Origin of the sequence: Micromonospora maritima, from assembly GCF_902825405.1 — a bacterium.
Classification (GTDB): domain Bacteria; phylum Actinomycetota; class Actinomycetes; order Mycobacteriales; family Micromonosporaceae; genus Micromonospora; species Micromonospora maritima.
Genome location: NZ_CADEAU010000033.1, coordinates 1 through 24,029 on the forward strand (window position 1 = coordinate 1; position 24,029 = coordinate 24,029).

21 protein-coding genes and 2 tRNA genes are annotated in these 24,029 nt (G+C 72.5%); 13 read left to right on the forward strand and 10 right to left on the reverse strand.

The window, feature by feature from the left end; all coding sequences use genetic code 11:
- The 4 genes from HUW36_RS06260 to fxsT all read left to right on the forward strand — a co-directional run.
- A partial coding sequence (locus tag HUW36_RS06260; protein ID WP_246247921.1) for an HEXXH motif domain-containing protein occupies window positions 1–838 on the forward strand: 838 nt, incomplete at its 5' end.
- On the forward strand, window positions 835–1,641 hold the full coding sequence (locus tag HUW36_RS06265) for an AAC(3) family N-acetyltransferase (protein WP_217428781.1): 807 nt from the start codon (window positions 835–837) through the stop codon (window positions 1,639–1,641). The genes HUW36_RS06260 and HUW36_RS06265, both read left to right, overlap by 4 nt.
- Before the next feature lie 129 nt (window positions 1,642–1,770).
- Window positions 1,771–2,961, forward strand: a complete 1,191-nt coding sequence (locus HUW36_RS06270; RefSeq protein ID WP_174527237.1) for a TIR-like protein FxsC — start codon at window positions 1,771–1,773, stop codon at window positions 2,959–2,961.
- Window positions 2,958–6,893, forward strand: a complete 3,936-nt coding sequence (gene fxsT / locus HUW36_RS06275) for an FxSxx-COOH system tetratricopeptide repeat protein (RefSeq protein ID WP_174527238.1) — start codon at window positions 2,958–2,960, stop codon at window positions 6,891–6,893. The genes HUW36_RS06270 and fxsT overlap by 4 nt, the downstream gene beginning before the upstream one ends.
- Here the strand turns inward: fxsT and HUW36_RS06280 are convergent.
- Window positions 6,871–7,791, reverse strand: a complete 921-nt coding sequence (locus tag HUW36_RS06280; RefSeq protein WP_246247927.1) for an alpha/beta fold hydrolase — start codon at window positions 7,789–7,791, stop codon at window positions 6,871–6,873. The two genes, fxsT and HUW36_RS06280, sit on opposite strands and share 23 nt — an antisense overlap.
- Before the next feature lie 55 nt (window positions 7,792–7,846).
- A complete protein-coding gene (locus HUW36_RS06285; RefSeq protein WP_174527240.1) occupies window positions 7,847–11,293 on the reverse strand; it encodes an NACHT domain-containing protein in 3,447 nt (1,148 codons plus the stop codon).
- Window positions 11,294–11,512: 219 nt separating this feature from the next.
- On the opposite strand from HUW36_RS06285, the gene HUW36_RS06290 reads away from it, so the two are divergent.
- The 3 genes from HUW36_RS06290 to HUW36_RS06300 all read left to right on the forward strand — a co-directional run bounded on the left by HUW36_RS06290 (window position 11,513) and on the right by HUW36_RS06300 (window position 13,554).
- Window positions 11,513–12,316 (forward strand): DUF1206 domain-containing protein, encoded by an 804-nt coding sequence (locus HUW36_RS06290; protein WP_174527241.1) that lies wholly within the window; start codon window positions 11,513–11,515, stop codon window positions 12,314–12,316.
- Window positions 12,317–12,388: 72 nt separating this feature from the next.
- The gene (locus HUW36_RS06295) at window positions 12,389–13,117 is read left to right on the forward strand and encodes a DUF6928 family protein (protein ID WP_174527242.1); all 729 of its coding nucleotides are present in this window, start codon (window positions 12,389–12,391) and stop codon (window positions 13,115–13,117) included.
- Window positions 13,114–13,554 (forward strand): NUDIX hydrolase, encoded by a 441-nt coding sequence (locus tag HUW36_RS06300; protein WP_174527243.1) that lies wholly within the window; start codon window positions 13,114–13,116, stop codon window positions 13,552–13,554. The genes HUW36_RS06295 and HUW36_RS06300 overlap by 4 nt, the downstream gene beginning before the upstream one ends.
- Before the next feature lie 11 nt (window positions 13,555–13,565).
- Here the strand turns inward: HUW36_RS06300 and HUW36_RS06305 are convergent, their stop codons facing one another.
- Together HUW36_RS06305 and HUW36_RS06310 are read right to left on the reverse strand one after the other, a co-directional pair.
- Window positions 13,566–14,114, reverse strand: a complete 549-nt coding sequence (locus HUW36_RS06305) for a DUF3592 domain-containing protein (RefSeq protein ID WP_246247925.1) — start codon at window positions 14,112–14,114, stop codon at window positions 13,566–13,568.
- Between the two features lie 492 nt (window positions 14,115–14,606).
- On the reverse strand, window positions 14,607–15,053 hold the full coding sequence (locus tag HUW36_RS06310; RefSeq protein WP_174527244.1) for a MarR family winged helix-turn-helix transcriptional regulator: 447 nt from the start codon (window positions 15,051–15,053) through the stop codon (window positions 14,607–14,609).
- A gap of 89 nt (window positions 15,054–15,142) precedes the next feature.
- Here HUW36_RS06310 and HUW36_RS06315 point away from each other — a divergent pair, with 89 nt between their 5' ends.
- The 3 genes from HUW36_RS06315 (at window position 15,143) to HUW36_RS06325 (ending at window position 17,993) form a co-directional block, all read left to right on the forward strand.
- Complete coding sequence (locus HUW36_RS06315) at window positions 15,143–15,685, forward strand: hypothetical protein (RefSeq protein ID WP_174527245.1); 543 nt, start codon at window positions 15,143–15,145, stop codon at window positions 15,683–15,685.
- Between the two features lie 89 nt (window positions 15,686–15,774).
- Complete coding sequence (locus HUW36_RS06320) at window positions 15,775–17,391, forward strand: succinic semialdehyde dehydrogenase (protein ID WP_174527246.1); 1,617 nt, start codon at window positions 15,775–15,777, stop codon at window positions 17,389–17,391.
- The gene (locus HUW36_RS06325; protein ID WP_174527247.1) at window positions 17,388–17,993 is read left to right on the forward strand and encodes a TetR/AcrR family transcriptional regulator; all 606 of its coding nucleotides are present in this window, start codon (window positions 17,388–17,390) and stop codon (window positions 17,991–17,993) included. Before HUW36_RS06320 ends, HUW36_RS06325 begins: the two co-directional genes overlap by 4 nt.
- Before the next feature lie 279 nt (window positions 17,994–18,272).
- Here HUW36_RS06325 and HUW36_RS06330 read toward each other — a convergent pair whose 3' ends face one another.
- Entirely contained in the window at window positions 18,273–18,908 is a 636-nt protein-coding gene (locus HUW36_RS06330; RefSeq protein ID WP_174527248.1) for an acyl-CoA-like ligand-binding transcription factor, read from the reverse strand.
- A gap of 79 nt (window positions 18,909–18,987) precedes the next feature.
- Between HUW36_RS06330 and HUW36_RS06335 the strand changes: the two genes are divergently transcribed.
- Entirely contained in the window at window positions 18,988–19,932 is a 945-nt protein-coding gene (locus HUW36_RS06335; protein ID WP_174527249.1) for an oxidoreductase, read from the forward strand.
- Between the two features lie 164 nt (window positions 19,933–20,096).
- Window positions 20,097–20,447, forward strand: coding sequence for a DoxX family protein (locus HUW36_RS06340; protein ID WP_174527250.1), 351 nt, complete (start codon window positions 20,097–20,099; stop codon window positions 20,445–20,447).
- A gap of 126 nt (window positions 20,448–20,573) precedes the next feature.
- Here the strand turns inward: HUW36_RS06340 and HUW36_RS06345 are convergent, their stop codons facing one another.
- Genes HUW36_RS06345 through HUW36_RS06355 form a run of 3 tightly spaced genes read right to left on the reverse strand, consistent with a single transcriptional unit; the run spans window position 20,574 to window position 22,609 of the window.
- Window positions 20,574–21,254, reverse strand: coding sequence for a hypothetical protein (locus HUW36_RS06345; protein WP_174527251.1), 681 nt, complete (start codon window positions 21,252–21,254; stop codon window positions 20,574–20,576).
- Between the two features lie 11 nt (window positions 21,255–21,265).
- On the reverse strand, window positions 21,266–21,943 hold the full coding sequence (locus HUW36_RS06350; protein ID WP_174527252.1) for a hypothetical protein: 678 nt from the start codon (window positions 21,941–21,943) through the stop codon (window positions 21,266–21,268).
- Between the two features lie 27 nt (window positions 21,944–21,970).
- Entirely contained in the window at window positions 21,971–22,609 is a 639-nt protein-coding gene (locus tag HUW36_RS06355; protein WP_174527253.1) for an NAD(P)-dependent oxidoreductase, read from the reverse strand.
- Window positions 22,610–22,681: 72 nt separating this feature from the next.
- Between HUW36_RS06355 and HUW36_RS06360 the strand changes: the two genes are divergently transcribed.
- Complete coding sequence (locus tag HUW36_RS06360; protein WP_174527254.1) at window positions 22,682–23,203, forward strand: MarR family winged helix-turn-helix transcriptional regulator; 522 nt, start codon at window positions 22,682–22,684, stop codon at window positions 23,201–23,203.
- Between the two features lie 261 nt (window positions 23,204–23,464).
- Here the strand turns inward: HUW36_RS06360 and HUW36_RS06365 are convergent.
- Both HUW36_RS06365 and HUW36_RS06370 read right to left on the reverse strand, forming a co-directional pair.
- Window positions 23,465–23,540 (reverse strand) — tRNA-Arg (locus HUW36_RS06365).
- A 36-nt stretch (window positions 23,541–23,576) separates the two neighbouring features.
- A tRNA-Ser gene (locus HUW36_RS06370) sits at window positions 23,577–23,667 on the reverse strand.
- Window positions 23,668–24,029: the final 362 nt, after the last annotated feature.

Genomic DNA, 24,029 nt, shown 5'->3' on the forward strand with positions numbered 1-24,029 from the left:
CCCGCTCCGGCTCGCCGTGCCGGTCCGGGCCGGACGCCTGCACCTGCCGACCGCCGGCACCGTGCTGCTGCCCGAGGTCGGCGACGGCACGGCGGAGGTCCACGTCGGTCCCGGCGGGTCGCTGCGGGTGACCGCCGGAGAGGTGACGGTACGCGTCGGCACGGCCGGGGACGAGCCCCGCTGGCAGCCGACCCGGACCCTGGCCGCGGACGACCTGACGGTCCTGCTGGAGGACGGCGACCCGCACCGCGACTGCCACCGGCTGCCCGCCGCCGGGCGGCTCGACGACGCGACCGCCGCCCGCTGGGCGACCACGTTCGCCGCCGCGTGGTCGACCGTCCGGGACGAGACGCCGGGCCACGCCGAGGAACTGCGCGCCGGCCTGCGGGCCCTGGTGCCGTTGCGTCGCAGCGGCGCCGGCGCGAGCGAGGCCTCCACCGCCCGGCAGGCGTTCGGCGGCGTCGCGGCCACCGAGACCGACGCCGGCTCCCTGGCGGTGCTGCTGGTGCACGAGTTCCAGCACAGCAAGATGAACGCCCTGCTCGATCTCTACGACCTCGTGGACGGCACCCGGCCGGCCGGGATCACGGTCGGCTGGCGACCCGACCCGCGCCCCCCGGAGGCCGTGCTGCACGGCATCTACGCGCACGCGGCGGTGGCCGACATCTGGCGGGTCCGGGCCGACCGCCAGGTCGACGGGGCGCAGGCGGTCTACCGGCGGTACCGCGACTGGACGGCCGAGGCCATCGGCGCCCTGGAGCGGGCGGACGCGCTCACCCCGGTGGGCTCGCGGCTGCTCCGGCAGGTGGCCCACTCGGTGGCCCGGTGGCCGTCGTGACCACCGCCGTCCGCGCCGGGCACCGACTCGGCACCCTCACCGCCGAGCTGCGGGCGTTGGGGCTGGGCCCCGGCGACGTCGTGCTCGTGCACTGCGCGATGCGCGCCGTCGGACCGGTCGCCGGTGGCGCGGCCACCCTGGCCCGGGCGCTCCGGGCGGCCGTCGGCCCGGCGGGCACGCTCGTGGTGCCGGCGCAGACCCCCGACAACTCGGTCAGCAGCGCGGCGTACCGCACCGCGACCGCCGGGATGACCGACGACGAGCGCCGGGCGTACGAGGAGCGGATGCCCGGCTTCGACCCGGCCACCACGCCGTCGTTCGGGGTGGGCGCGCTCGCCGAACACGTACGCCGGCTGCCCGGTGCGGTGCGCAGCCGCCACCCGCAGACGTCGTTCAGCGCGTGGGGGCCCCGGGCGCGGGCGCTGATGCGCGTCCACGACCTCGACTCGCACCTCGGCCCGCGGTCCCCGTTGGCCGCCCTGGAGGCCGTCAACGCCCGGATCCTGCTGCTCGGCGTCGGCTGGTCGTCCTGCACCGCCCTGCACCTGGCCGAGTACCGGTCGGAGCACCCGCCGATGATCCGCCCCTACCGCTGCTACGTACTCCGGGACGGCCGCCGGGCACGACTCGACTTCGTCGCCCCGCACCTGGACGCGGCCCCGTTCGCCGCGATCGGCGAGGAACTCGACCGGGCGGACTTCACCCGCCGCGGGACGGTCGGGGACGCCGTCGCCCGTCTGCTGCCGATGCCGGCGGCGGTGCACACCGCGCTCGGTTGGATGGACCGCCACAACGGACGGTGAGGCCTGTTCACCGGTGGGTCACTTCTCCTACTCTGATCGATACGCACAACGTGTCGACTGGAGAGCAACGCGTGATCATTACCGGTTGGCGGTCGGGGGATCCGTCCATGCTGGACGGGTCGTGCCGACGTGAGTCCTGAGGGGTCCGTCCTCGCCGGCGCACGCTACTTCTTCCTCAGCTACGTCCCCCCACCGACACACAGCGACCGCACCCTCGGCGACCACTGGGTCCGCCGCTTCTACCACGATCTCAACCTCGCCATCGACGGGCGTCCGGGGGCGCGGCTGCGCCGGCGGGGCTTCGCCGACTTCACCGTCCGCCTGTCCGAGGACCGGGCGGAACAGAAGCGCGTGGCGCTGGCCGAGGCCGAGGTGTTCGTCCCGCTCTACTCACCGGACTACCTCAACCGGGACGACTCGCGCCGGGAGCGGGAGTGGTTCCGGCAACGACTCCTGCGGGCCGGCCGACCCGCCGACGGGGACAACATCCTTCCCGTGCTGTGGACCCCGTCACCCGCCGCCGTCCACGCGTCGGACCAGGCCCGGGCGCTGGCCATGGCCGCCGACGTGGAGGCCTACGCCGCAAACGGGATGAGCGCGCTCTGCCGGTTGCAGATCTTCCAGCGCGACTACCAGGAGGTCCTGGGGCGGCTGGCCCAGCACATCGTCGACACCGCCGAACAGACCCCGCTGCAACCGGCCGAGCCGCCGACCGGGCCGACCGACGTGCCGTCGTCCCCGACCAGCGAGGTGCCCTTCCTGGCCGTGGTCATCGCCCCCGGCCAGCCACCGGAGGGGGGCCGGGTCAACGGGCGGCCCGACACGCACGCCGGTCGGTGGCGACCGTTCCGGGACCGGCCGCCGGTGGTCGACGACGTGACCGACGCGGTCCAGCGGCTGCGGATGCCCATCGACGTCCAGGACTTCGCGCCGGACGAGGGTCTGTTCCGGGGTTGCCCGGGTGTCCTCATGGTCGACCCGCGGGTGGTCGAGACGCCGGACGGCACGGAGGCGGTCCGCGCGGCGGTCGACTGCCTGCACAGCTGGGTCGGGGTGGTGGTGATCATCGACGACTCGGCGCCTGGCCGCCGCTCCCACGCGGCGGTGCTGCTCGACCGGGCGGTGGCGATGTTCCCCCCGACGGCCCGCCCGCTGGCGGTCACCACGTACGACGACTGGCGGGCCGGGGTGCACGGGCTGGTCGACCGGATGCGACGCCGCTACCTGGACGCGCGACCGGCCTACCCACCGCCGGGACGGCCGATCAGCAAGCCCCGGCTCTGGGAGAACCCGACGCCCGACGAAGGAGTGGAGCCATGACCCGACCCGAGGGACAGGTCGTCACCTTCTACTCCTACAAGGGTGGCACCGGCCGGACCATGGCGCTGGCGAACGTCGCGTGGATCCTCGCCGCCAACGGCAAGCGGGTCCTGGCCGTCGACTGGGACCTGGAGTCCCCCGGGCTGTCGCGCTTCTTCGCGCCGTTCATCGACCGCGACGCGCTGGAGAGTACCGGCGGGGTGATCGACCTGATCCGGGAGTACGAGTGGGCGACCACCACCACGCAGGACAAGGGCGACGACCGCTGGCACGAGCAGTACGCCCGCGTGCACAAGTACTCGTTCTCGCTGAACTGGTCGAACTTCCCCGGTGACGGCACGCTCGACTTCCTCGGTGCCGGCCAGCAGAACAACGACTACGCCGGCGCGCTGGCCGGGATGAACTGGGACGAGTTCTACGAGCGGCAGGGCGGCGGCCACTTCTTCGACGCGCTGCGCGCCGACATGAAGCGCAACTACGACTACGTCCTGATCGACAGCCGCACCGGCTTCTCCGACGTCGCCGACATCTGCACCATCCAACTGCCGGACGTGCTCGTCACCTGCTTCACGCTGAGCGAGCAGGGCATCACCGGGGCGGCCAAGGTGGCCCGACTGGTCGAGCACCGCTACGGCTCGCGGCGGATCCGGGTACTGCCGGTGCCGATGCGGATCGACCCGGCCGAGAAGATCAAGGCGGACACCGGGCGGGCCGTGGCCCGGCAGCGCTTCAGCGGCCTGCCGAGCGGGATGAGCGAGGCCGAGCGCGACCGCTACTGGGCCCGGATGCAGGTTCCGTACCAGGCCTACTACGCGTACGAGGAGCTGCTGGCGACCTTCGCCGACCAGCCCGGGGTCAACGGTTCGCTGCTGTCGGCGTACGAGGTGCTCGCCCGGGAGATCACCCGGGGCGAGGTGGAGTCGCTGCCCCCGATGAGCGGGGCCGTGCGCGACCGGGTCAACGCCCGGTTCACCCGCACGTCCACCTCGGTGGAGAACGAGATCCTGCTCCGGCACGACCCGTACGACCGGGTGTGGGCGGAGTGGATCGGCAACCTGCTCGCCTCGGCCGACGTCCGGGTGACCGACCCCTGGTTCGCCGACGACGAGGCGCCCCGCACGGCCCGGGAGCTGATCATCGTCTCCGAGGCCAACGCCACCGAGGAGGCCGTGCTCGCCGCGCCGGACCGGTCGCCCGACCAGGTGCCGTTGGTCGTCTACGTCGCGGACGTGCGACGGCTCGCCAACGTGCCGGCCGCGCACAGCGTCTCGGTGGCCGGGTTGGAGGCCCGGACCGCGGCGACCCGCATCCTGCGCCTGGTCGGGCGGGAGGGCGCGACCGCCGACGTCGAGCTGCCGACCGGCCCCCGGTTCCCCGGCCGGGACAACAGCGTCTTCGAGGTGCCCGGCCGGAACAAGCGCTTCACCGGCCGGGAGGCGGACCTGCGGGAGCTGCGGACACTGCTGCGCAGCAGCCCGAAGGTGGTGCTGGCCGGCACCGGGCCGGTGGCGTTGCAGGGCATGGGTGGCATCGGCAAGAGCCAGTTGGCGCTGGAGTACGCGCACCGCTACCGCGCCGCGTACGACATGGTGTGGTGGATCGACGCCGACCAGGTGCCGTTCATCGAGTCCGCGATCGGCGACCTGGCGCCCTACCTCGGCGTCCAGGCATCGGAGTCGAACCGGGAGAACGCCCGGCTGGTCCTCCAGGCGTTGCGCCACACCGACCTGCGGTGGCTGCTCATCATGGACAACGCCGACGAGGTCGAGGGCGTCCTGCCCTACGTGCCGGACGGCAAGGGCCACGTGCTGATCACCTCCCGCAATCTCCAGTGGGTGGAACGGGCCACCACCGTGCAGGTCGACGTGTTCAAGCGGGCGGAGAGCATCCAGCACCTCACCGAGCGGGTGCCGAACATGCGGCCGGACCAGGCCGACAAGATCGCCTCGCTGCTGGGCGACCTGCCGATCGCGGTCACCGCCGCGGCGGCCTGGCTGGCCGACACCGGCCACTCGGTCGACAGCTACCTCACCGAGATCGCCCGCTTCGGCCCGGGCGCGGTGATGGAACCGAACAGCAACGTCTCGGTGGAGGCCACCTGGGAGTTGTCCCTCAACCACCTGCGCACCCGGAACCCGGCCGCCTACCGGGTGCTCCAGCTCTGCTCGGTGTTCGCGCCGGAGATCTCGGCCGATCTGGTCTACAGCAACAAGTTCGCCGAGGCGCTGGTCCCGTTCCACCCGCAGGCGAAGGAGCGGCTGGTCCGCCAGCAACTGGTGCAGCAGGCCAACCGGCTCGCGCTGGTCCGGGTCGACCTGCGGGCCGACAACCCGTCCGGCGGCGAGCGGAGCCGGGGCGGGCTCGTGCTCATGCACCGCCTGCTCCAGCACGCCGTCCGGTCCCGGATGACGGAGGAGGAACTCGACGAGGCGCGCGGCCAGGTCCACCTCGTACTGGCCGCCTTCCGGCCCGAGGGCGAGGTCGACGACCCGGTCAACTGGCCCAAGTTCCGCGTCATCTGGCCGCACCTGGAGCCGTCGAAGGCGGCGCTCAGCCGCAAGGTCGAGGTGCGGGCGCTGATGATCGACCGGGTCCGCTACCTCCAGTTGCGGGGCGACCTGGACACCGGCCGCCGGCTCGGCGAGGAGGTGGTCCGGACCTGGAAGGGGATGCTGGCGAAGGAGACCGACGAGCGGGCACGGGAGGACCTGCGCCGGCAGTTGCTGCACCTCCAGTTCAACCTCGCCAACATCCTCGCCTTCCTGGGACAGTTCAAGGACTCCCGGGCGTTGGACGAGAAGGTGTTCGCGGCCCAGCGGGAACTGCTCGGCGACGACCACCCGCACACGCTGATGACGGCGGGCGGGCTGGCACGCGACCTGCGGGGCATGGGCATGTACAGCGAGGCGCTGCGCCTCGACGAGGTCACCTTCAACGCCTGGAAGCGACTGTTCGCCGAGGAACACCCGCGTACCCTCGCCGCCCTGAACAACCTGGCCAGCACCCAACGCCTGATGGGCAACTTCCGGGAGGCGCGCAAGAACGACGAGATGGTGCTGGAGGGGCGGCGCGGCACCCTCACCGACAGCCACCCGGACACGCTGGCCTCCTCCGCGTACGTGGGCATCGACATGCGGGACGCCGGCGACTACGAGCAGTCGATCGCCCGGCTGCGGGCCGTGCACCGGGACCTGCTGCACACCGCCGGCGCCGAACACCTGATCACCCTGCGGACGCAGACGAACCTGGCGGTGTCGCTACGCGCGGCCGGGTACGCGGTCGAGGCGGGCAAGCTGCTCGAAGCCGCCTACGAGCTGCTGACCGAACGGTTCGGGCCGGACAACCCGGAGACGCTCACCTGCCGGCTGAGCCTGTCGATCAACCTGCTCACCGTCGACCTCTACCAGCGGGCCAGCCGGGAACTCACCGAGGTGCACCGCGTCTACCGACGCAACCTCGGCCCCGAGCACCCGTTGACGCTCGTGTGTCAGGTCAACCTGGCGATGGTCGCCCGTCGTGCCGGGGACTTCGTCGAGGCCCGGCAGCTCGCCGGCAGCTCGGCGGACGCGCTCGCCGCCGTGCTGGGCGACGAGCACCCGTACCCCCTATCCGGCTGGATGAACCAGGCCATCTGCCTCGCTGAGCAGCCGGACCCGCCGGAGGGCCGGGAGGCGGCGGACCGGGCGGCGCTGGACCTGTTGCAGCGTGCCTCCGACGGTCTCGACCGGGTGCTCGAACCGGAGCATCCGAACGCGTTGCGCTGCCGGGCCAACCTGGTGCTGATGCAGGACCGGATGGAACCGGGCCGGCGGGCCGAGATCGAGACGGTCGCCGACAAGCTCGCCCGCCGGCTGGGCGAGCACCATCCGGCGGTCGAGGCGCTCCGCCAGCACCGGTTCCAGCGGCGGATCATCGACCCGCATCCGATCTGACCGAGGCGCGCTCCGACGGGCGGGTCAGCCAGGCCAACATCTCCGGCAGCACCTCGACCGCGCCGAAGTGCGCGCTGCGGTGCTGCACGTGCAGTTGCGCGCCGGGGATCCGACCGGCCAGCCACCGGGTGTGGCTGGCCGGGGCGAAGTTGTCGTCGGCGCCGTGCCACAGCCGTACCGGCATCCGGATCTCCGCCAGCGAGATGCCCCAGTCGGCGCGCAGCGCGAGGACGTCGTCGATCCAGCCGTCCGGTCCCCGCCGCAGCGCCTCGGCGTAGGCGTCGGTCAACTGCCGGCGGATCGGCACCCCGGCCACCACCCGGCGGTCGGCCTCGGTCATCTGCTCGACCAGCACCGCGAGCAGCGACCCGGGGTCGTCGATGGTCCGCTCCGCCCGCAGGCGCAACTGCTCGGCGAGGACCACCTCGTCGTGCTCGGCGGTCCCGTAGTCGCGGACGTTGGCCTCCGTCATGCCGCCGAACCAGTCCAGTCCGATCGCGCCGGCCGGGGCGAGGCCGACCAGCACGGCGGTGCGCCGTACCCGCTGCGGCAGCAGCGCCGCGCAGGCCAGGGCGTGCGGGCCGCCACCGGAGCGGCCGACCACCGAGAACTCGTCCAGGCCCAGGTCGTCGGCGATGGCCACCACGTCGGCGGCGGCGTCGGCCACCCGGCGTCCCGGCAGCCGGCTGGAGCCGCCGTAGCCCGGCCGGTCGTAGGAGATCAGCCGGACGCCGAGCCGGTAGAGCACGCTCGACCGCGGGCGCGGCCCGTTGCGGCTGCCCGGCGTGCCGTGCATCAGGAACACCGGCCAGCCGCGCTCCGCGCCGACGACGTCGACGGCCAGGCTGCGCCTTCCGGATCGGACGATGTGCTCGCGGTGCGTGGGCGGGTGTGACAACCGGGCCTCCGGGACGGTGGTGGTGGCAGGCGTGGCGCCCCGGCCGGGCGGACGGTCAGACCGCATCGGTGGCCGGGCCCTGATCGGTCGCCGCGAGGACGCGCAGCGTGTCGAGGGCGGCCGGCAACGTGACGTCGACGGGCACCCGGCCGTGCGCCCGCAGGTAGTCGAGGAGCAGCCGGCACAGGCTCGTCTCGTCCAGGAACTCGTCGGGCAGTCGGTGCGCGAGCAGGGCGGCCATGGTCCCGGGCCGGATCTTCCGCCAGGCCAGGTCGGCGTACTCGCTCAGCGCCATCAGCAACCACAGCGCGGTGCGGTTGTCGACCCGTGCCGCGGCGAACTGCTCGGCCATCTCGGCGGAGACCACGCCGTCCTCCAGGGGCAGCTCGGCGAGCCGCCCCTCGATGTCGGCGAGCACCGCCCGCACCCGGGGCACGTACTCCTCCGGCAGCCGGTCGAGCCCGTGCCGGAGGATCAGCGCGTGCAGGACCGCGTGGTCCTCCGGCGTGCCGATCGAGTCGAGCAGTTCGGGAAACTCGTCGATCAGGTACGGGCACGAGATGATCAGCTCCGGGGGTGCGGTCACCGACCGGGGCAGTCGGTCCAGCGCCACCCGGGTCAGCCCGCAGACCACCTCCCGGGGCAACTGCGCGCCGTCCTCGGCGAGGCACTCCAGCAGCACCGTGGCGCTGGTGCTGGACACCGCGCCCGGCGATTCGACGGCCCGTTCCCACAGCCGCCGGTAGCTGCGCTCGTCGTAGAGGATGAGCTGGTGCAACGACGGCACCGGCCAGCGCCGGGTGGCCAGCGACACCAGGTCGGCGTGGAACCGGCCGGCCTCGAAGCTGTCCGGCTGCCGGCCGCGCCACGTCCGCGCGCCGGCCTGCAACTGGCCGTACGTGGTGATGTCGCCGAGCAGCCGGGCCTCCTCGGCGGCCACGCTCACGGTCTCGCCACGGCGTTCGCGCCGCCGTTCCGCGGTGATCCGGCCGTCGGCGTCCCGCCCCAGCCAGCTGATCATGGCGAGCTGGCCCTTCTCGTCGAGCCCCGCCCGCCACAGCCGCACGGTGGAGACCCAGGTCTCGTCGTCCATCAGGTCGGTGTGCCGTACGCCGTCGGGCGACACCAGCGCGGCCAGCGCGACCAGGTTGGCGGTGTACGCGGCGAGCAGCCGCACCGGGTCGTAGGGGGACGGCCGGTAGCCGTCCACCCCGGCGACGTTGCCCCGCTGCCGCGCCTCGGCCAGCAGCGCGGCGATGGTCTCGACGATCGCCGCACGCTCCTGCGGGTGCCGGGCGGCGAGTTCCCGGGCGAACCCGACCACCGCCTCCCGCTTCACCAGGGGCTGGTGGGAGAGCAGGGCCCGGAACTGGCCGGTGTCCAGCTGGTAGCCGAAGCCGGCCGGGGTGCGGGTGCGCCGCCGCAGGTCGGCCAGTTCGCGCAGCGACCCGATGACGTACTCCGCGATCAGGAAGTCGCCGATCGTCGCGTGCAGGAACTCGTAGGTCCGGCGGGCGTCCTCGCCCTGGAGGTCGTCCGGGCCGTACACGACGAAGAAGGCGGCGGTGACGAGTTGCTCCGGCCCGAGCACGTCGCCGAGCTCGAACCGGGTGCCGTCGCCGGCGCCGGAGCCGAAGCAGCCCAGGTCGGCGCGGAGCGCGGCCCGGTTCACCAGTTCCCGGTTGCGGTTGAACATGGCGAACGCGGTGATCGCCAGGTCGCGGCGCAGCCGGTGCTCCCGGGCCTCCCGTTCGCGTTGCGACAGGTCACCCGGCGCCTTCTCCCCGATCTGCCGCCGGATGAAGGCGGTGAGCAGGCCGGTGAACAGGTCGGACCGGGAGATGCCGAGGTCGGGGGGTCCTTCCACCCGGTGCTCGTCGTAGTAGATGGCCAGCAGGGTGAGCAGCAGCGGCTGGCGGGCCAGCTCGCCGTGCGACAGCAGGTCCCGGGCGGACAGGCGACGGTAGCCGGACCGGTCCTCGTTGGCGCCGTTGACGGCCGACACCCAGGTCGTCACCTGGGCGTCGGTCAGGTCCTCCAGACGGACCAGCACGGTGCCCTGGGGCACGCTGGCCCGGTCCATCACCAGCATCCGGGAGGTGATGACCGGGATGACCGAGTAGCCCAGGTCCCACTGGGCCTCCTGGAACTCGGCCACCCGGTCGATGTACTGGGAGTGGGCGGTGCCGGTGACCTGGACGAGTTCGTCGAACCCGTCGAAGACGACCACGATCGTGGTGGTGCTCGTGGCGCGGCGCAGGTCCGCCCACCGGATGCGCTCGTCCATGAACTGCTCGATCGCCGACTCGATCTGCTCGATCGGGGAGGTGTCGCCGGACATGCGGCGCAGCGGTACGACGATCGCGGTGAACCGGTTCGCCGGCAGCCGGGCCGCGATCACCCGGGTCAGCAGCGTCTTGCCGGCGCCGGGCTGGCCGAGGACCAGCAGCGGGCGGTGCAGGCTCGCCGGGTCGGTCAGGTAGTCGGAGAGGAACCCGACCAGGTCGCCGCTGCGCGGCTGCTCCTCCCACCAGCGCTCCCGCTCCGGCGCGGCGCGCTTGTCGTACTCCGCGACCCGGAAGTCGGGGCTGATGAACCCCCGCTCCACGGTGGGCAGCCGCAGGTGGAAGTCGATGTCCTTGATCCGCAGCAGCGGCTGCCGGAACACCGCGCCCAACGAGCCGGCGAGCCGGTCGAGGGATTCCCGGAGCCGGTCCGGCCGGTCGGGCGCGGCCGGGCCGGCCAGTCCGGCCAGGTTGCGGGACAGGTCCGCCAGCGCGTCCAGCCGCTCCGCGACCTCGGCGGTCAGCTTCCGGTTGTCGATCAGGTTGTGTTCGATCGCCTGCCGGACCATCCGGAACCCGAACTCCGGCAGGTCGGTGGCGAGCCGGTCGAAGCGGTCCTCGTAGTGCCACATGCTGCGGGCCACCACCCGGGACCGCAGTGAGGTGAGGTCGAGCCCGCGCCGCACCGCCGGCCAGGCGGCGAGGCCGTCGCAGAAGGCGATGGTGGCGTCGTAGAGGGTGACGTAGGCCGCCTCGACGTCCCGCCGGGTGTCGTCCATGCCGTGCACCGAGGACGGCAACGGGAAGTATCCGGCGTCGATTTCCTGGGGCAGGGTGTGTCGACGTCGATCGGCCGGCACCAGGGCGACCTTTTCCGCGTCGGTCAGTTCGAGCCGATCGAATCCGGGGCCCACCTCGTCCCGGAATCCGTCGAAGAACGCGGAGAGCGCCAGCACCGTGTGGCTGGCCTCCAACAGTTCGTAGTACGACTTTCCACCGGAGGCGCGTATCCGGCCGGCCTGGTTGCCGGTGGCGTCCCGGACGAGTTGGACGAGCGCGTTCTTCGGACCGAGCAGGGCCAGCGCCGCGCCCTGGGAGAGCGCGCCCGCGCCCAGGATTCCCGCGTTGACGACCTTGTCGGTCTCGGTGATGCGCGCGCTGCCGGGAGCCAACAGTCGTAACGCATCTCGATAGCTGAGGCTCGAACGGCGCGGCATGCCGCCCCTTTCGCTGCGGGCGATCGGATCCTTCAAGGATAGAAACTTCACTGACGGAAAGCTATCGATTCCGCACCGGCCAGAAGGCTTTAGCACGACTTGCCGCTCATTCATTTCATTCATCTGATAAATGCGGAGGCAAGGGGTTGAAGGCGGTCATTTCATCGCGCGTACCGGGCCCGAGGTTTGGCGAGAGCCCCGATCGGTGAATGACGGCCCATGTCCTCCCTGTCCGCGCGGACGCGCGGTGCCGCCTCCCGCGCCGCCGACAACTCCTGGCTGGAGCGCCTGACCCGGGCCGGCTTCGTCGGCTACGGCATCCTGCACCTGCTCTTCGCGTACGTGATCGTGAAGGTCGCCCTCGGCGGGCCGGCCGCGGACGGGGACCAGTCGGGCGCCATGCAGCAGATCGCCGACGAACCGTTCGGCGCGGCGCTCATCGGGGCGATCGTCGTCGGATTGGTGGCCATGGCGGTCTGGCAGGTGCTGGAGATCTTCCGCGAGCGCCGGTGGGGCGAGCGGGCGGCGTCGGCCGGCCGGGCGGCGTTCTACCTCTACCTCGCCTTCAGCGGCGTCAAGGTGCTGCGCGGCAAGAAGTCGTCGAGCGCCGACACCCAGCAGGACACCGCCGCGGGACTGCTCGCCTCGGACGCCGGCCGGGTCGCCGTCATGACCGCCGGCCTGATCCTGGCGGGGATCGGCGTCTGGCTGGCGATCGTCGGGATCACCAGACGCTTCGAGAAGCACCTGCACGTCAGCCGGATGGCGGCGGCGACGCGGCGACTGGTGGCCCGGCTCGGCACGGTGGGCTTCACGGCCAAGGGACTGGCGTACGCGATCGCCGGCATCCTGTTCGTGGTCGCCGCCTGGCGGTTCGACCCGGAGAAGGCGCGCGGGCTCGACGCGGCGCTGCGCGCGCTGGCCGACGAGAGCTACGGCACCTGGCTGCTGCTCGTGGTGGCGGTCGGATTCACGGCGTACGGCCTGTTCGCGGTGACCGAGGCGCGCTACCGCAAGGTCTGACCCGGCACCGTCCGACGGGCGTACCCCGATGATCAAGGGCGGGTATCGTCCGGGGACCGACCGGGAGGTGCGATGGGCGCGAAGACGGCGCTGTTGGCGTTCGCCGACGGCGACCTGCGGCCGGCGTTGCGGGCCGCGGTCCCCTCGGACCCGGCGGAGGCCGAGGCCGCCGTCCGCCAGGCCCTTCCCGGGTACGAGGTCACGCCGGCCGGCGACAGCGTGCTCGACGTGACCTGGCCGCCCGACGACGTCACCCACGTCGCGGTGCTGCCCGGGGCCACGCTCCTGTGCGACCGCCGGCTGGTCCTCGACCGGCCGTCGGAACTGCCCGGGCACCTGCTGCGCCTGGGCGCCGGCAGGCGGATCGTCATGCACGGCATGCACTCGGTGGTGGACTGGCTCTGCTTCGCGGTCTGGGAGGACGGGAAACTGGTCCGCTCCCTCAGCCTCTCCCCGGACGGCGGCATCGCCGAGGACGTCGGCGAGCCGTACGACTTCGAGCGCCCGTACCGGGACGGCCGGCATCCGGTGGCACCGGCCCCCTACCCGCTGCCGTTCCACCCGTTGGAGCTGGGCGAGGACGCTCTGCGCGCCCTGTTCGGCTTCGTCGTCGAGGGCCGGCCCCGGCCGGACGACGTCGACGCCGACGCCGTTCCGGTACGCGCCTTCCGCGTCGTGGACCCCGCGGGTCGGGAGCAGGCGGCGCGTGCGACCGCCTACGAACAGGCGATGCGCGCCATGGGGCCGCCGCGACGGTTCCGCCCGGGTCCGGACGGGACGCTGGAGGAGGTCACGCCGTGACCTCACCGCCGCACATCCGCGCCGTAGCCCTCGCCGCGGTGCGACGCGGGGACGACCTCCTGGTCTTCGAGGCGTACGACGCGACGAAGCAGGAGACGTTCCACCGGCCGCTCGGCGGTGGCGTCGAGTTCGGCGAGTCGGCCGTCGAGGCGGTGCGGCGGGAGCTGCGGGAGGAGCTGGCCGTCGAACTGTCCGGGGTGGAACTGCTCGGCGTCCTGGAGAACATCTTCACCGCGTTCGGCCGGGCCGGCCACGAGATCGTCTTCGTCTTCTCGGCCGACCTGGCGGACCCGTCGATGTACGAGCGGGACGCCGTCGGGATCGTCGCGGACGAGGGCAGCCCGGTCAGCTGGCAGCCGCTGAGCCGCTTCGCCGACGGCCAGGCGATCCTCTACCCGCACGGCCTCCTGGACCTGCTGTCCCCCGCCCGCTCGTAACCACCCGATCCTCAGCGTCGCCGCTTCCGCTTGTGCCTGATGCGTACGGTGCCGCCCGGCACAGGCGCGGCGGACCGACGCGGTGGCGTACGCCGGCGCAACCGGCTCGGCAACCGGAGCCGGGACAACGTCAGCGGAATCGCGACCACGAGGAGCATGAAGCCCGCCGCGCCCAGCCCGCCCTGGAGCCGGCCCCGGTGTCCGCTCAACTGGCCGAAGTCGGTGACGAAGTCGCCCGGATCGACCCGGTTCACCCAGATCGGCACCTCGTCACCGATCGACCGGCACACCTCGACGCAGGCCACCTCGCGCTCGTACGTGCGGCCGTCCACCTCGTATCGGAAGTACATCGTCTTCGACGTGCCGCCACGCTTCGTCACCTGGTCGTGGACGAGCGCCCGCGTCGGCACACCGTCGGTGCGCAGCTCGGCCTGCCAGTCGTCCAGATCGTTCTGGGTGTGGATCGGCAGCCAGAGCAGTGCACCACCGGCCACGAGCAGGAGCACGCAGCCGAGGGCGGTCAGGGCCGGCGACCGCCACGGCGGGATCGAGGAACGCACCGCGCCATCGTGTCGGCCCGACGCAAGCCGTCACCACCTTCAGCGCGTCGACAATTCGGGGCACCTCCGGGTTGTGGCCGGCGGGGGCCAGGGTGGCGATCAGCACGGCGGTGCCGCCGGCCTGGCCGACCAGGGCACCACCGCGCCCGGCCACCAGCAGCGCGGCGGCGATGGCCACGGTGACCACGAGGCCGGTCTGCACGACGCCGGAACCGAGGAAGTAGCGCAGCACATCGCTGACCACGATGCCGACGCCGGCGAGCAGTTCGAGGGTGCGCCGGACACGCTGACCGATGGCGGTGGCGATGGTGCCGACCGCCGCGGCCGGCGCCGACGGGCACGCCCGAACGCCCCACCCTCCTCCCGCGCGGTGGAGAGGAGGTGGCCACCCCGCTCGACGACCCGGTCGAGCGGGCTGCGGGAGACATCGCGGTCACGATCGGCCATGGGGGTTATTGCCCCCGGGGCGGACGAATCGCCCTACGGGCCGGGTCAGTCTTCGCCGACGTGGCCCTCCAGGACCGCCAGAAGGCGGGTCAACTGCTGGTGGTCCCGTTCGCCGAGCCGCTGTCGGGTCGCACCGTCGAGCGCGTCGACCAGCTGGTACGCCTCCCGCAGCAGCGCCGCCCCGGCGTCGGTCACCCGGATCGGCGCGGCCCGGCCCCGGCCCCGCTCCGCGGTCCGCTCGACCAGCCCGCGGGACTCCATCTGGTCCAGCAGCGCGCCCATGCTCTGCGGCGTGGTGAGCACGGCCCGGGCCAGCTCGGCGGAGGTCACTCCGGGCGATTCGGTGAGGACCGCGAGCACGCTGAACTGGCGGGGGGAGAGCCCGGTCGGGGCGAGCGTCGCGGCGAAGCGACGCTCCAACCGGCTGGCCAGCCGCACCAGGCGGTATTCCAGGAACTCGTCGGGTGGCCCACCACTCGCACGGCTCGTCACGGATCCACCGTACCGAGAACGACCGACCCGGCGCGGAGAATCAGTTGCCTGATACTCTGGTATCAGGCAACTGATTCTCAGGAGGTTCCGTGTCTGCCACCACCCCCGACCCGGCCGGAGTCGCACTGCTCCGGTCCACCCGCGCGCTCACCCTCACGGCGGCCCTCTGCCTGGCCGTGCAGCTCTTCGGAAACCTGTACGAGGAACTCGTCAGCAACGTCGCCGTCCTCGCCCGCCCACAGCCCGGCGAGGCGGTGGGCGCCCTCGACCCCGGCAGCCCGATGTACTACTACCTGCCCTGGGCGCCGCTCGGGGTGGTCCTCGTCGCCGTGCTCGCCCGTCGGCTGGCCTCCCGGGACGCACCGCGCTGGGTGGTGCGCCGGCTCCGACTGGCCCTGGCCGCGCTCGCCGTCGCGGTGGCGGCCAAGGCGGTCCTGATCTCCTCGGTGAACCCCCGGTTCCGCGACCCGGCCGAGAACGCCGCGACACTGCGGGAACTGGCGATGCTCTGGGCCGGGATCAACGGGGTGGCGATCGTCGCGGTGGCCGTCGCGCTGACGCTGCTGCTGTCCTGGCGGGCCCGGGTGACCGATCGCGGAGTGGGGCCGATCACACCCCTCCCGGCCGGCTGAGCGCGGCTGCCGCGGATGGCGCGGCCGGCGAACGTGAAGCGCCCCACTCAAATTGCAACGCGACGTTGCGTTGTGATTAGGCTGGCGGCATGACCGCAGTCCTCCCCAGCCAGACCGGTGCCGCCACCGACAACGCGGGAAATCCCGCCGTCGGTGGCCCTCCGCCGGCGCTGCCGGCCACCGCGGCGGCCATGCTCGACCCGGTACGCGGGACCGGTCCCGCCTTCACCCCCACCTCACCGCTGACCGGCCGGCCGACCGTTGCCGTACCGTCCAGCGGTCCGGCCGACGTGGCGGCCGCGTTCGCCGACGCGGCCGGGGCCCAGCGGGCCTGGGCGGTCCGGCCGACGGCCCGCCGGGCGGACGTGCTGCTCAGGTTGCACGACCTCGTGCTCGACCGGCAGGCCGAAGGGCTCGACCTGATCCAGTTGGAGTCGGGCAAGGCCCGCCGGCACGCCGTCGAGGAGATCCTCGACGTGGCGATCAACGCTCGGCACTACGCGCGCCGTGCGGCCCGGCTGCTGCGCCCACGCCGCCGCTCCGGCGCGCTGCCGATGCTCACCCGCACCCGCGAGCTGCGCTACCCGGTGGGCGTGGTCGGCATCGTCTCGCCGTGGAACTACCCGCTGTCGTTGGCCGCGGCGGAGGTGCTGCCGGCACTGATGGCCGGCAACGCGGTGGTGCATCGGCCCGACCCGGCCACCATGCTGACCGCCCTGTGGCTGCGGGCACTGGCCATCGAGGCCGGGCTGCCCACCGCCCTCTGGCAGGTCGTCGCCGGCGAGGGCGCGGACGTCGGCCCCGAGATCACCGCCCGGGCGGACATGGTCTGCTTCACCGGCTCCACCCGGGTCGGCCGGGAGGTCGCCGCGCAGACCGCCCACCGGCTGGTGCCCGCCTCGCTGGAACTCGGCGGGAAGAACCCGCTGCTGGTGCTCGACGACGCCGACCTCGACAAGGCGGTGGAGGGCGCGATCCGGGGTTGCTTCGCCAGCGCCGGGCAGCTCTGCGTGTCGATCGAGCGGGTGTACGTGGCCGACCGGCTGCACGACGAGTTCCTCCGCCGATTCGTGGCCCGCACGGCCACGCTGCGGCTCGGTGTCGGCGGCGACTTCGACGTCGACCTCGGCTCGCTCGCCTCAGCGCGCCAGCTCGACACCGTCACCGCACACGTCGCCGACGCCTTGGCCCACGGCGCCACCCTGCACACCGGCGGCCGGCACCGCCCCGACGTCGGCCCGTACGTCTTCGAGCCCACCGTGCTCACCGGCGTCACCCCTGGCATGGCCATGTACGCCGACGAGACCTTCGGTCCGGTGGTCGCGGTGTACCGCTTCGGCACCGACGACGAGGCCGTCGCGCTGGCCAACGACACCGCGTACGGGCTGAACGCCAGCGTGATCAGCGGTTCGGGCCGACGGGGCGAGGCGGTGGCCGCCCGGATCGACGCGGGCAGCGTGAACGTCGACGACGGCTACTCGGCGGTCTGGGGCAGCATCGACGCGCCGATGGGCGGCTGGAAGGACTCCGGGCTCGGCGGCCGGCACGGCGACGAGGGACTGCTCCGGTTCACCCGGGTCAAGACCGTCGCCCGGCAGCGCGGAGTCGGCCTGGCCCCGGCGTACCACCGGCCCGGCGCGGAGACCGCCGCCTGGACCCGGCGGATGACCGCGGCGCTGCGCCTGCTCCGCAGGACCGGCCGATGAGCACGTCGGCGGAGCACGACGCGGCGGCCCATCCCGGCAGCCGTGGGCGTGCCGGACGAGGCCCACGCGGCGCGAACGCCATCCACGCCGCCGTCCTGGACCTGCTCACCACCGAGGGGTACGCCGGCCTGACCATCGAGGGGGTGGCCCGACGCTCGGAAGTCAACAAGACCACCCTCTACCGATGGTGGCCGTCCAAACCGTCACTGGTGGCAGCCACCTTCCGGCACACCATCGCCCGGGACCTGCCGGTGCCGGACACCGGCTCGCTCCGCGGTGACCTGGTCGCCCTGGTGACCGCAAAGGTCGCGTTCCTCGGCGACGGACCCGGCCGGCTCGCCGCCGACGTCCTCGCCCACACCGGCGCCGACCCGGAACTGGCCCGACTCGCCGACGAAATCCTCGGCCAGCACTGCGCGCACGTGACCGAGGTGACCGACCGGGCCCGGAACAGGGGTGAGTTGACCGGCCCGGTGGACAACCAACTCCTCGCCGACCTGCTGCTCGGACCGGTGTGGCTGCGTACGGTGGTGACCCGCCGACCGTTGTCGAACTCCGACGTCGACGCGCTGGTCGACACTCTTCTCACCGACCTGACCTGACGATCGATCCGGACGGGCGACAAGCGACAGCCGCACCGCACCTTCCGCGGCCATAGCCGACACGGCGTTGGCGGCCCTTCCGAAGCCCGCAGCCCGCACCCCGGTGACACCGTCGTCGGCAGGGCCGGACAGCAAGAAGGCCCCGGGGGGACGCGAAGGCGCCCGCGCCAGTTCCCCGACGTCCGAGCGGCCACGATCACCATGGACGCGTCCCGTGGCCACCAGCCGGATGCTCGACGATGGGGCGGCTCCGGCAGCAGCCGGTCACCGCGCTGCCGTTCAGCCGGCGTGGGATGACGCGGTGCACCCGTCGAGGGCCGGTGCCACCACGGCGAACGCCCGGTCGGTCAGCTCAGCCAGGCGCTGCTCGTCGTCGCCGGCCCGCCACTGCTGCAGCACGGTGTCGAAGGCCAGCATGGCCATCCCGGCGGCCATCCGTGGATAGGGATCAGCGTCCGGATCGAGGTCGTGCCGGGCGGCCAGTTCCGTGGTCAGACCGGCACGCCACTGGATCTGGTACTCCAACGACCGGGCGTAGAGAGCCGGAGTGTCCAGGATCAGACGCACGACAACCCTGGCTCGTTCGGTGTGGTCGGGGTGGTCGGTACAGGCGGCGAGGGGCACCCACAGGGCATGGCGCAGGGCCACCGACGGTGGCTCTGCGGGTGGCCGGGCGGCCAGTTCAGCCACCACGTCCGCGCCCAGGTCGGCCAGGAACCGGACTACCACGTCCTCCTTGGAGGCGAAGTAGCGGAAGAAGGTCCGCCGCGACATGCCGGCCGCCGCCACGATGTCGTCGACGGTGACCACGTCGAACCCCCGGGTGGCGAGCAGCATCAGGGCCGCGTCGCGCAGCTCTTCGGCGACCAGTTGCCGCTTGCGTTCGGCCATGCTGCCGCCCGCACGACTTCTCATTCGGCGATGCTATGTCACGCCCAGCACGGCACCCCGTGCGCCCCTTGACACTCAATGCCATTTCCAGCACGGTGGGTCAATGAGACGTGACGAGCTGGCTAGTACTGATCGGTGGACCGCGGAACGGATCCCCGACCTCAAGGGCCGGACCTTCGTTGTCACCGGAGCCGCGAGCGGACTCGGCCTGGCCACCACCCGGGCGCTCGCCGACCATGGCGCGCGCGTGGTGCTGGCCGTTCGGGACAAGGCCAAGGGCCGCCGCATGGTTGCCGACATGGACAGCGCGGACCTGGAGGTACGACGGCTCGACCTGGCCGACCTCGACTCGGTACGCGAATTCGCCGACCGGCTGCACGCGGACCACCCCCGGGTGGACGTGCTGATCAACAATGCCGGCGTAATGGCACCCCCGCGCACCCTCAGCTCGCAGGGGCACGAGCTGCAGTTCGCCACCAACCACCTGGGGCACTTCGCCCTCACCGGCTTCCTCCTCGACCTGCTGATGGCCGGCCGCGACCCGCGGGTGGTGACAGTCACCTCGGTCAATCATCGACAGGGGAAGTTCCCCTCCACCGACCCGACCGGCGCGCACGGCTACTCTCCGATGGGCTTCTACAACGCGTCCAAGCTCGCCAACGCGATCTTCGGCCACGAGTTGCACCGCCGACTCAGCGCGGCGGCCAGCCCGGTGCGGAGCTTCCTCGCCCACCCGGGCTACACCGCCACCAACCTGCAGACCAGTGCGACTACCCCGATCTGGCGTCTGCTGCTCGGCCGGATCGGCAATCCCCTGCTCGCCCAACCGGTCGAGCGCGGTGCCTGGCCGCAACTGTTCGCCGCCACCGATCCCACCGCGCAACCGGGCCGGCTCATCGCCCCCGGCGGCCCGGGCGAACTACGCGGCCACCCCGCGCCGGGACGACTGTCCGCAGCCGCCACCGACCCGGACAACGGCCGCCGCCTCTGGGACCTGTCCGAGCAGTTGACCGGCGTGCGGTTCGCCTCGCTGCCGACATCCAGCTGATCGGCTACCCGCCGCCGCTGCACATGGGTGTCGCCGACGGTGGGTCCGAGGCGCTGGCGCGAGCACAGGGCCTCAGGATCCGAGAACGCTCGCCGCTGTCGTCCCCGCGGCTGTCACACCGCACAGCGCATGTCCGTCCTCATGGCACTAGGAAGGAGAGGCTCGTGTTCATCACCTACGTGACGGTCACCATCGTGGCATCGGTCTTCACCGGCATCGCGGCCACCACCTACCTGATCAACCACCCCTATCCGAGGGCGCAGATGGACATGAAGCGCCTTCCCCGGTCCTGGATGCCGATGTTGGGTATCTTGCTGGCGGCGGGTTCCCTGGGTCTGCTTGCCGGCTTCGCGATCCCGCTGTTGGGTACCCTCGCCGCCGGCGGCCTGGTGCTGTACTTCATCGGCGCGCTCGTCGCCCACCTGCGCGTCGGTTCCCGCCAGCTTGTGGGATGGGCCGTGTTCTTCGCCACCACGGTGGCCGCGCTGACGGCGGACCTGAGCTACCGCTGGTGACCCAGCGCCCCCCCGCCACGAGCAGCCCTGGCAGGACGAGGCGTACGCGGCGGCGCACGGTGGCCTGCGGCGGATGCCGTACGCGCCCTGGGCCTGGCGGTGGTGCGGCAGGGCCCCGCGCCTGAATCAGCCGACCCGGCCCGGTCGCTCGGGCGCGTCGCGGAGCAGCACGACGCCGTACGCGACGATCCACACCAGCCAGAGGAGCCAGCCGGCGAGGCCGAGCAGGGCGAGGGGATTCGCCCCGTCGACGCCATACGGACTCGTCGTCGCGGTGACGAACAGCAGTGCGGCTGCGACCAGACCGGTTCCGGCGTGCCATCGGGGCACCGCGCCGGCACGGGCGCCGGACACCGACAGTCCGACCAGCGCGGTCGCCAGGAACACCTGGTTGAAGCCGAACAGGGCGGTGTGGAAGCCCCACAGTCCGGCGACACCGCCGGTGTCGTGCCGGGCGGCGGACATCAGCGCGAGCCGGGTGGCCTCGACGCCGGTGAACACCACCGACTGCATGAGCACTCCGGCGAGGCCGACGAGGGACCAGGGGTCGGGCCGGGCCGGCGCGTCGCGTCTGAGACGGACGAACACCCCGACGGCGAAGATCGTGGCCAGCAGCCAGGCCGTTGGCAGGAGCGCCGAGGCCAGGCGCAGCGACCCGGACCCGGCGGCGACGATCGTGGTGACCTCCTCGACGGACACGGCGTCGGACGGGGCGGGGAAACCGGCCACGGTCAGCAGGAGGTTCGCCGCGATGAGGATGACGACGAAACCGATGCCGGCGAGGCCGGCCAGGCGGGCGTAGCGCATGGAGGGTCCCGTCAGGCAGAGGCGTGCACGTGCCGGTGGAAGGCGGGCAAGGCGCGCATCCCGTGGGCGTCGAGGGTGGCTCGCACGACGCGGTGAAAGCTCGGCCGCGCAAGTTGCCCCGCCAGGAAGCGGACCGGCCCGGTGGGCAGTCGCGCGTAGTTGACGAGGGCGAACGGCGACGCTCCGACGGGTCGCAGGGCGGTGGAGTTGTCGACTCCGGTCTTCGTGGTGTACCAGCCCGTGACGGAGCGCCACACACCCTCGGCGTCGGTGCCGGGCGGGGCGGTGAAGTGGTTCACCAGGAAGGTGCCGTCCCCTCGCGCGTCGGTGTCCCCGATCCTCGCCACGTTGACGCCGGCCAGGACCTGCTCGCCGCCGAGGGACGAGAGCTCGTCGCACGTACGCACCGTGTCGAGGTCGCCCACGCCGGCGGTGCGTACGAGCATGGCGAGGTCGTAGCGCGGGGCGCCGGGAAGCGGCGCGATGAACACCGCGCGCAGGACGCGTACGGACACGACGTCCGGGCGGTCCACGAGCGCGGGCACAGCTTCCACGAGACGTGCCGCCAGTCGGCGCCGCCGCGGGGTCGGGGCGTGCAGCGGCGACCGCTGCGCGGGCTCGGCCTGGAATCCCAGATAGAGGAATCCGTACGGTTCCGGATCGGTGAAACGGGGTGACGGACTGTCCATGGACATCCTTCGGTGGGAACGGATCGGTCAGTACGCGATGCCGATGGCCCGCCGGACCGTCGCCGGGTCGCCCACGGCCTCGAGCATGGCGTGGGCGACGTCGGCCCGCGAGATCGTGTAGCCACGTGCCACAGCAGCGTCGACGGCGGTGCGGTACCGGCCGGTCAACGGCTTGTTCACCAGCTTCGGCGGCCGGATCGCCGTCCACTCGGTACGGCTTTCCGCCATCGCCTGCTCCATCGCCCGCAGATCCGCGTAGAGGTCCTTGAGCAGCGCCCTGATGCCGGGCAGCACGACGCGGCGGTTGAGGAAGCTGTCCCCATCGGGTGTCGGGCCGACCGGTGCGGCGCTGACCACGACGAGACGGCGTACGCCTTCGGCGTGCATGGCGGCCAGGACGGCGCGCGTGGCCCTGGAGGCGACGGGCCCGTCGTGACGTCGACGCGGGCCCACCCCGGACAGGACCGCGTCGCGGCCCTCCACCGTCGGCGCCAGTGCCACGGGATCGCCGAGCGCCGGCACGGTGGTGACCCGCAACGCCGGGTGCCGTACGTCGAGGCGGCTCGGGTCGCGGACGACTGCGGTCACCTCATGCCCCCGGGCCAGGGCCTGGCGTACGACGTGGGCCCCGATACCGCCGTTCGCACCGAAGACGGTCAGTCGCATGTTGCCTCCACAGAAAGGGAGCATCAGTTATTGTTACCGTACCCGACAATATAGTAGACGTACAATGTCGGGGTGTCCGACGACTCCACGACCGGCGCGGGCCGACCGCTGACCGCCCGCGCCAACTTCCTGTTGTCCCAGCTCGGGTTCCACGTCGCGCAGACGTTCGCCGCGCGCCTCGCGCCGCTGGGCATCGCACCGAACCACTTCGGCCTTCTGACGTACCTGGAGCGCGCCGAGGGGTGCACCCAGCAGCAGCTCGCCGACGCCCTGGGCATCCACCGCAAGGTGATGGTCGGCCTGCTCGACGACCTGGAGCAGCGCGGCCTGGTCGAACGCCGGCGGCACCCCGGCGACCGCCGCGCCCACGCGATCCACCTGACCGACGCCGCACATCACCTGCTCCCCCGCGCGCGCACGGTCGCCGACGAGCACGAGGACGATCTCCTCGCCGCGCTCGGCGCCGACGAACGCGCCGACCTCGTCGCCGTCCTGCGGCGGATCGCCGACCACACCGGGAATCCACCCGGCGTCCACCCCGGCCTGCCCCTGGCCGTCAAGGGCAACTCCGGCGCTCCGGGCGACGCCTCCTAGGTGTTCTGTCCAGTCCACGGACGTTGGCGATGCATCTGGAATCCCGAAAGGGGGGGAAGGCCTCCCCGTTGTGGTCGCAACCCAGGAAGCCACGATGGCGGATCGTGTTGCTCCGTGGCTGCCCGACGGCCGGGAGCCGCTCGGGCAGCCACCGCCGGAAAGCGGGCCCTGACCTGCGCAAACGTGTGTCACAACCGCGCCCCACACGTGACCCATACGAAAACAGGGAATATAGCCGATCGGCTATATTCCCTGCTCAAGTGGTGCGCCCGAAGGGACTCGAACCCCTAACCTTCTGATCCGTAGTCAGATGCTCTATCCATTGAGCTACGGGCGCCTGGTGCTCGGCCAGTCTACACAACCGGCTTTCGCGCGGAGACTCCGGGATTCGAACCCGGGAGGGGCTTTAAGACCCCAACCGCATTAGCAGTGCGGCGCCATAGACCAGACTAGGCGAAGTCTCCCTGGTGGCCCGGAGGTCACCGCGCCCGAGAATACAGGTCCGCACCCGCCCGGAGCAAAGCGACCACCGGCACCCGGCCCGGCCACCGTGTTTCCACCGTGTGCCAGATCACCTCCACGGCTACGCTCCATCGATATGCAGGAGCATCCGCCGAGCGATCCGCCCCGTCGCGAGCCCGCCGCCCCGGCCCGGCGGAGCCGCTCCCCCCGACCGGCCTTCAGTCCGCCACCGGCACCGGAGCCCGTTCCGGTGGAGGCGGCCGAGGACGCACCACCGCGCCGCCGACCGCGCCGGACCGCGCCGACCGTCCTGTTCCAGCCGCCGGCCCCGCCCGCCGAGACGTCGCCACCCCGCCCGCGTGCC

Excerpts from the sequence above, each read along its gene's own strand:
- HUW36_RS06295 (WP_174527242.1), top strand. The coding sequence starts at position 12,389 with ATGGGCGCGAAGACGGCGCTGTTGGCGTTCGCCGACGGCGACCTGCGG.
- HUW36_RS06320 (WP_174527246.1), top strand. The coding sequence starts at position 15,775 with ATGACCGCAGTCCTCCCCAGCCAGACCGGTGCCGCCACCGACAACGCG.
- HUW36_RS06345 (WP_174527251.1), bottom strand. The coding sequence starts at position 21,254 with ATGCGCTACGCCCGCCTGGCCGGCCTCGCCGGCATCGGTTTCGTCGTC.
- HUW36_RS06335 (WP_174527249.1), top strand. The coding sequence starts at position 18,988 with ATGAGACGTGACGAGCTGGCTAGTACTGATCGGTGGACCGCGGAACGG.
- HUW36_RS06290 (WP_174527241.1), top strand. The coding sequence starts at position 11,513 with ATGTCCTCCCTGTCCGCGCGGACGCGCGGTGCCGCCTCCCGCGCCGCC.
- HUW36_RS06330 (WP_174527248.1), bottom strand. The coding sequence starts at position 18,908 with ATGAGAAGTCGTGCGGGCGGCAGCATGGCCGAACGCAAGCGGCAACTG.
- HUW36_RS06325 (WP_174527247.1), top strand. The coding sequence starts at position 17,388 with ATGAGCACGTCGGCGGAGCACGACGCGGCGGCCCATCCCGGCAGCCGT.
- HUW36_RS06285 (WP_174527240.1), bottom strand. The coding sequence starts at position 11,293 with ATGCCGCGCCGTTCGAGCCTCAGCTATCGAGATGCGTTACGACTGTTG.
- fxsT (WP_174527238.1), top strand. The coding sequence starts at position 2,958 with ATGACCCGACCCGAGGGACAGGTCGTCACCTTCTACTCCTACAAGGGT.
- HUW36_RS06350 (WP_174527252.1), bottom strand. The coding sequence starts at position 21,943 with ATGGACAGTCCGTCACCCCGTTTCACCGATCCGGAACCGTACGGATTC.
- HUW36_RS06355 (WP_174527253.1), bottom strand. The coding sequence starts at position 22,609 with ATGCGACTGACCGTCTTCGGTGCGAACGGCGGTATCGGGGCCCACGTC.